The 7270-nt window shown below is 46.3% G+C and carries 6 protein-coding genes; 1 reads left to right on the top strand and 5 read right to left on the bottom strand.

Going from position 1 to position 7270, the window contains the following annotated elements; genetic code table 11:
* The 3 genes from QUB10_RS00915 to QUB10_RS00925 all read right to left on the bottom strand — a co-directional run.
* The coding region (locus tag QUB10_RS00915; protein ID WP_333198649.1) for a Calx-beta domain-containing protein at positions 1-1232 on the bottom strand (1232 nt) is incomplete at its 3' end.
* A gap of 610 nt (positions 1233-1842) precedes the next feature.
* Positions 1843-1983, bottom strand: coding sequence for a hypothetical protein (locus QUB10_RS00920; protein ID WP_333150880.1), 141 nt, complete (start codon positions 1981-1983; stop codon positions 1843-1845).
* Between the two features lie 287 nt (positions 1984-2270).
* Complete coding sequence (locus QUB10_RS00925; protein ID WP_333198651.1) at positions 2271-4379, bottom strand: GAF domain-containing protein; 2109 nt, start codon at positions 4377-4379, stop codon at positions 2271-2273.
* A gap of 313 nt (positions 4380-4692) precedes the next feature.
* On the opposite strand from QUB10_RS00925, the gene QUB10_RS00930 reads away from it, so the two are divergent.
* Complete coding sequence (locus tag QUB10_RS00930) at positions 4693-5604, top strand: pantothenate kinase (RefSeq protein WP_333198653.1); 912 nt, start codon at positions 4693-4695, stop codon at positions 5602-5604.
* 117 nt (positions 5605-5721) lie between these two features.
* On the opposite strand, the gene QUB10_RS00935 is transcribed toward QUB10_RS00930, so the two are convergent.
* Complete coding sequence (locus QUB10_RS00935; protein WP_333198655.1) at positions 5722-6528, bottom strand: alpha/beta hydrolase; 807 nt, start codon at positions 6526-6528, stop codon at positions 5722-5724.
* A gap of 157 nt (positions 6529-6685) precedes the next feature.
* The gene (locus QUB10_RS00940; protein ID WP_333198657.1) at positions 6686-7141 is read right to left on the bottom strand and encodes an NUDIX hydrolase; all 456 of its coding nucleotides are present in this window, start codon (positions 7139-7141) and stop codon (positions 6686-6688) included.
* Positions 7142-7270 lie beyond the last annotated feature (129 nt).

Genomic DNA, 7270 nt, shown 5'->3' on the forward strand with positions numbered 1-7270 from the left:
GCACTACCATTGGCTAGGTTCACAGTAGCTGAAACTGCTGCGGTACTGTCACCGGTGCGAGTGACTGTCACGGCTGCGCTCGTCGTTCCATCTTCGTTGACACTAAAAGTAGGAGCACTAAATTGCAGGCTGCTGGGAGGGAGAGTGTCATTGTCCACGATGCTCACAGTGGCAGTACCTTGCGTCCCAATCGTTGCACCACCTGTCGGGTTTGCCAAAGTTAAGTTGACAGTTTCGGTACCTTCCACCAAGGTGTCATCGACAATGGGAATGGTAATAGTCTTGGGTGCTGTGTCCCCATCAGCAAAATTGACAGGGATGCCGGCATTGTTGTAATCAGCCGGGGCTGTAGCAGTACCATTGGTCAAGTTGACTGTAGCTGAGACTGCGCCAGCGCTGCCACCAGTGCGCGTCACTGTTACGGCTGCAACCGCTGTCCCATCTTCGTTGACGCTGAAGGTTGGGGCGCTAAACTGAAGGCTAGGCGGATTTGAAGTCCCTTGATAGTCAATCTTCCGTACCAGGTAGTCGGAACTATCGTCTTTGAAAGAGGTGGCGGTGTAGGCAGCGGTGGGGCTATCGTAGGCTTTGGTGGAGAACCGCAGTTCGTCAAAAGCAGTGTTGGTGAGAGGCTTGGCTTCTATTTTGAATTGGAAGCTGCCATCGGTACTATCGCCAGTGAAAGTCACTCCATCTGCACCCGCAGTAATCGCTTTTGGAGCGATCGGAGCGTTGAGACGAGTGATCGTAAAATTGCTGGCCGGTACCAGAGTCCCATTATTAAAGATTTGTAGCAAACCAACTTCATTACCTTGATCGCCGACTCCGGGGCTAGTTTTGGGACTCAAGGCGCTAAGGTCGATCGTGGCGCTAGTAATGTCTTGGTTATCTGCCCATTTCACCTTCAGCGCCTGAGATTGATCGGTGTTGGGGTTATGGTTGATTTCTGCCCGAATTTTCTTGGCGTCGGTGAACCAACCATCATAAGAAGATGGGACACCAATACCACCAGTAGTGCCGTAGCTCAACCAGCTTTTCGGGTTTTCGTTACTTGCTAAGGTGAGGTTGCTGATGACAGTAGGGTTAAGGTAGTCAGTTTCCACGCCATCAAAAGCTATCCCAGACAGTTTGATGCCTTGATTTTGGGTGGCAGTAGGCCATTTTGCGATCAGCTCATTGAGAGCGCTGTAATTATTGGTTTGACCCAAAGAACCAGTGATTGGAGTAGCCATAGCTTCTGTGTTAATGATGAGTAATTAAGGATTAGAAGTGACTGAAAACCAGAGGTTGGGCTTTCTTTATCGTTATCAGTCACTGCAAGAAAAATTTCGTCATAAGTAGGTGCAGATAAATCCTGGAAAAATGCTTACCCTGCCCAAATGCTTTCCCAATAAGCAGTTCAAGGCTAGATTGCCCCTGATTAGATGTTAAGTGTAATTACTTCCCTACTTAATATAGATGCTTATTCTGGCGCTGCTGAATCAAAACCTGTAGGGGTAATTCTAAGTGCTTAGCCCGTCAGCGGTGTGGCAACCACGGGGGGATTTGCCCTACAAATTGCATACCCTATTCAGCAACGCCGGTTCACAATATCTTTACAATCTAGATATCGTGGGTTGACTTTCCCTTCTCTCTATCATGGCTTAGAACCCCTGTCTCTGTAAGTCGGAAAAGTCGGATCCTAAAGTCGGAAAAGTCGGATCTTTGCCATGAGTACATAATTTAGGATGTTGCTGAATACAGGTATGAATTCAAGATTGCCAAATGACTATAAGCCCGCTTGAGGGTGAGTTGTGTAACATCAAGCGAAAAGTTGATTTATACCTGTATTCAGGAACGCGATTATTCCTTACTTTCATCATCAATAAGTTTTATCCGGAAAAATTGCGATCTTTTTTTCTGCCCCATAAAAAGCGGGTTTTCCATATCTGTAGAGGAGAGCTTAAATCCCACATTCGCCGCCCCCCAAGAGGCAGCTTTCACTGCTTCAGCGGACAAAAGTGAATCAGCAGAGACAATTATTAGTAAAAATACTTAGAATTTTATATGCCTAAGCATAACTCAGTTGGGAATTTCTGAAAATTGGGGTTCGGGCGTAAGTTAAATCTGATTCCATTAAAAATGCGTTAGCGAAGCTGGCCGTAGGCATCGCTAAAAAACCAAGTTTATTGGTGATCCGTAATGTGATTGACGATCGCCCTGAAGATGTCAAATGGGTTCTATACTACTGCCAAAGTGACAAAACAGAGTTAATCTGACTAAAGCAGGAATTATGCACTTACCCTCCTCTGATTTGTCAGCGGCAACTCTACAATAAACTCACTTCCTTCGCCAACCTGACTGACGCAACGGATCTTGCCGCCGTGAGCTTGGACAATTACCTGATAGCACACTGAAAGTCCCAAACCAGTGCCTTTACCCACAGGTTTAGTAGTAAAAAATGGGTCAAAAATCTTGTCTTGAATTTCTGCAGGAATGCCACTTCCCGTGTCGCGGACAGAGATTGTTACCCAGTCCGGCTCGCTTTGCCAACTGCGGATGGTTAATTCCCCCGGTTTGCTCGTTGACTGAAGGGCATCTAAAGCATTGTCAATCAAATTATAAAATACTTGGTTAATTTGACTGGCATGACATTGGACGGGCGGCAAACTGCCGTATTGCTTCTCTATTTTGATATGGTTTTTTAACTTGTTTTGCAGCATCAAGAAACTGCTTTCTAAACCTTCATTCAAATCTACTGGTTTTAATTCAGCGTGGTCTAAACGAGAAAAATTTCGCAGCGTCATCACGATCGAGCGAATCCTCCCGCTTCCTTCCCGCATAGAATTGAGCAGTTTACCAAAATCTTCTCGAATGTAATCGAGTTCTAGTTCTTCATTGATTCTGACAATTGCTGCCGCTGCTTCCGGGCAGGCATTTCCGGCCACTTCTAGAGCTTCGTTCAAGGCTTTAAAATATTCTTGAGCGTGAAACAAGTTAGCGTGGATGAAATTGTTGGCGTTGTTAATTTCATGAGCAATTCCCGCTACCATTTGCCCCAAACCTGACATTTTTTCGCTTTGAATCAATTGCTGCTGTGTCGATCGCAATTCTTCTAATGCAGCCTGCAACTGCTGGGTTTGAGCTTGAGATTTTACCGCAGCATCTTGGACTTGGCTGTAAAGTTCTGCTTGCTGAATGGCGATCGCCATTTGGTTGGCTATTTGGGATAGCAACTCCATCTCTTGCCGCTGCCAATTGCGGGTATCCCCGCACTCGTGAGCAATCAGCAAACCCCACAGCCTACCGGGAAATTTAGGATTATAGCTTCCGGCTGTGTCGGAGGTATTTTCTTCAGTTCTGGATGTAACAATTGGCACAATCAGATTAGCTTTTACCTGCAAACTATCTAAGAAATCGACATGACAAGGCTCTAAACCAGCATTAAAAATATCATTAATTGCTTTGACTCGCCCTTGCTGGTAAAGATCGGCGTAATCTCCCCGGAAACACTTATCAGCCCCCATATCTCCTAAAATTGAAGGCCAAGGAACAGTCATGTTTTCAACAACAACTTTTCCTTGCCAGTTGTCTTGAAACTGATAGATAATTACTCGATCGCACTGCAACAGTTGGCGGACTTCCCTCACCGCTGTTTCCAGGATAGTTCCCAGATCCAGGGTACTGCGAATTTGGTTGCCGATCAGCCGTAGCAGCGATTCTCGTTCGGCTTGGCGCCTGGTTGTGCTATAGAGTTTGGCTTGATTGATTGCGATCGCCAATTGCGATCCTACCCCTTCTAAAAGCTGCCTTTCCCAATCAGTCCATTCCCGTTCGCGATCGCACTGATGCAAGCCAATTATGCCATTCACTTCACCTTGATAGCGAGTAGCTACTGCCAGCATTGACTTAATCTCCAAAGCTTCGGCAATGTTTCGGGTTTGTGGGTTCAATCCCGGAAAATCGAGAAACTTCGTCAATGCTAGGGACTCTTGCTGAGACACGACGGCAGCCAAATGCGGGTTGTCACTCATCGGTACTTTCATTCCCAGTTGGATCGGATAGTCCCCCGCGTTGTACTCTCCGCGCGTAACTAAAGTTTTTTCTGTATTTGATTCTTTGACTAAAATGCTCACGCGGCTGCACTGTAATGCTTGCCCGAGCAATCTGCAGGCCGATGTCAAAATTTCTTCTATGTCAAGTGTACTGCGAATTTCGTTATTAATTTGGTTCAGCAAGTTTGATAACTGAACTTGCTGCTGCATCTGCACAATTATGGCTTTTTGTTGGTCTACTTCCGGCAGCGAAAGACTTTCTTGCTGCATCCAGTTTTCAGATTCAGGCAACCGCGAAGTTACTCTGTGCCAGGGGTTTTCGTGTTCTTGTATTTGTAAAGACATATTTACTCAGCAGTTGTACAGTATTTTGATTGAGTCTGGTTTTATAAACCTGTGCTTACCCCGCCAACAGCCCCATCGCAGCTACCAGGACTTTTGGAATATCTTAAGACATTATAAAGGATGCTGCCTGAGCAAAGCAATTATTTGCTTTACAAATATTTATATTTAGCAACTCTGCCCTCTGCAGCCCACAATACTAATTGGTGCGCTGCATGGAACTTGGTCAGATGTCAAATAGAGTTAACCGCCCGGTTAAGCATAAAATTAATCTAAAATCTATCTTTAGTTCAATGTTTGCGCCGGCTAGCTCAACATGGAAAATTCAATTCCCGACAATTTTCGTTCGCCAGCAAGCACCGACAACATTACTTCTGGATGGACAGGTAAAGCCCAGATTAAAATAGCTTTGGCGATCGGCAATTCCCGGCTGCACTGGGGATTATTTGCGGGCAAAACTCTGAAGAAAACATGGGATACAGAGCATCTCAATGCTGATACTGTTTCCTCGCTCTCGGAGCAGGAAAAGGCAGAATATTTGGTGCAAACAGTAAGGAGGTCGATCGAGGAAATATCTGCTCAAAATCTCCTTTGTCTTCCTGCTACTCCCGCTTTTTCTAATCCTCACACACTTTCTTTCGTGCAACTGCCTCTAATTTTGGCTTCAGTAGTTACCCAGCAAACAGCAATTTGGCAGAGTTATCCAAATGTCCGAATTATTACTTTAGACCAGTTGCCGATCGGGGGACTCTATCCTACCCTGGGAATTGACAGAGCTTTGGCTTTACTGGGCGCTGGCAACCAATTTGGTTGGCCAGTTTTACTTATAGATGCTGGTACAGCTTTAACATTTACTGGGGCTGATGTCAATAGGTATTTAGTTGGGGGCGCAATTTTACCAGGTTTGGGTTTGCAGTTATCGTCGTTAGGTAAAAAAACTGCTGCATTACCTTTAATTAGCCTACCACAAAATCTGCCGCACCGCTGGGCGACAGACACTGCTGGAGCAATTCAAAGCGGAGTTGTGTATGCGACGGTGGCAGGAGTTAGGGATTTTATTGAAGATTGGCGATGTTTGTTTCCTGATAGCAAAATTGCGGTCACGGGGGGCGATCGCACTATGCTTTTAAAATACCTCACCGCAGCCTTTCCTGATACAGCCTCCGGCTTAATTGACGCACCAGAGGCTATTTTTTGGGGAATTAGCCTGTTAACTGTTGAGTGTTGACTGTTGAGTGTTGACTGTTGAGTGTTGACTGTTGAGTGTTGACTGTTGAGTGTTCTCATTTTATCAATGACCAATGACCAATGACCAATGACCAATGACCAATGACCAATGACCAATTCACCTAGCAAACTCGCGAATATACTTAGCAACAACATCCGGGGCTTCCTGCGGCAAATTGCTTTCCCCCGGACTGACCAATTGCAGTTCGGCATTAGGAGCCAGAGCAGCATAGGATTGACACAGAGACGAAGCTGCAGGAGTATCTTCAGAACCGTGCAACAGCAAAACAGGCGCTTTCAGCAAAGGCAAATTCTCCTCGACTAATTCCGCTGTAATTTCCGCCCGCCGCCGCCCGAACAGCAACTGCACGGCAACAGGGGACTGCATCAACTGCTGTCTGAACTTTAGCAATCCGTCAATCTTTTTTTGGCTACCCAGCAACTTAGCAATTGGATAGATCGATCGCAGCAACCACAAAGCCAGCGGAGGTTGGCCCATTAGCCAGCTAGCCGTCTGCCACCGCCCCCGCCGGTTGCCAACCTTGACACCTTCTGGGGCCAACAACACCAAACCCTGAACTCGATCGGGATATTTGATAGCGTAGCTGGTGGCCACCCAGCCGCCCAGAGAGTGAGCGATTAAATAAACCTGTCGCAACTTCAAAGTATCGATGTATTGGGCGAGACATTCTACTTCCAAGTCGATCGAATAATGAATTTTCGGGCGTTCCGAGTCGCCAAACCCCAGCAAATCCGGTGCGAAACATTGGTAGTAGGGGCTCAAATGTTCGATCGTCCTCAGCCACTGACTGCTGTCGTGCCAAGAACCGTGCAAAAATACTAAATTCGGGCCTTGACCGACTTCGTGCCAAAAGATTTGCCCTACAGAGAGTTTTACCCGAGAATTTCGTAGCGGTGAGTACATCCGGTTAAATATTTAGTAATAAAAAGATGATTAATTTAATGTTCAGAGCTTGTGAATAAAAGTAGGAAAACAGTGAAAATTAATTCCACATTCATAACAGACAATTTTTGACCGCGAGGTAATTTCCGACTTTTCTCAAATTTGGATGCCCCGCGATTTACGCCAAAGTTGTCAGGCCTTGAAAATAGTCCTGTAAGTGTTGGTCGTTATCGTGGCTGAGCGCCCCCTCCGGCAGCGATGCGGGCAAAAAAGCCTCAACCTCGCTGACTTCAAGCGTATCCTGAACTTGCATCTTTCCCTCTACCTCTGCTGCCACCACGATACAAATCGAGTGCAGGCGAGGATCTCTATCGGCAGCCGAATAAACACCCACCAAGCGACGGATTTTGACTAAATCGAGTCCTGTTTCCTCCGCTAATTCCCGCCGCACAGTTGTGGGAATATCCTCTCCCCAATCCACCATACCTCCCGGCAGTGCCCAGCGACCGTTGTCGCGGCGGCGAATTAACACAATTCGCCCGTCAGGCAATACGGGAATCACCGCAGTACCAGTGACGGGATGTCGGAAAATCAGTCCCAGCAAAGTTTGTACAATTTGCCACAATCGACGCATAAACTCAAAAGCTTGTTTAGGAGAAAGTAATTTCAGGCCTGCTAGCTTGTAGCTCTTACTGCTTTTTTAGACATTTTATGACAATCTCATGCAAACGAGTAGTTATAACCATCGTTACGATGAACGGGT

Source organism: Microcoleus sp. B5-D4 (genome assembly GCF_036705145.1).
GTDB lineage: Bacteria > Cyanobacteriota > Cyanobacteriia > Cyanobacteriales > Microcoleaceae > Microcoleus.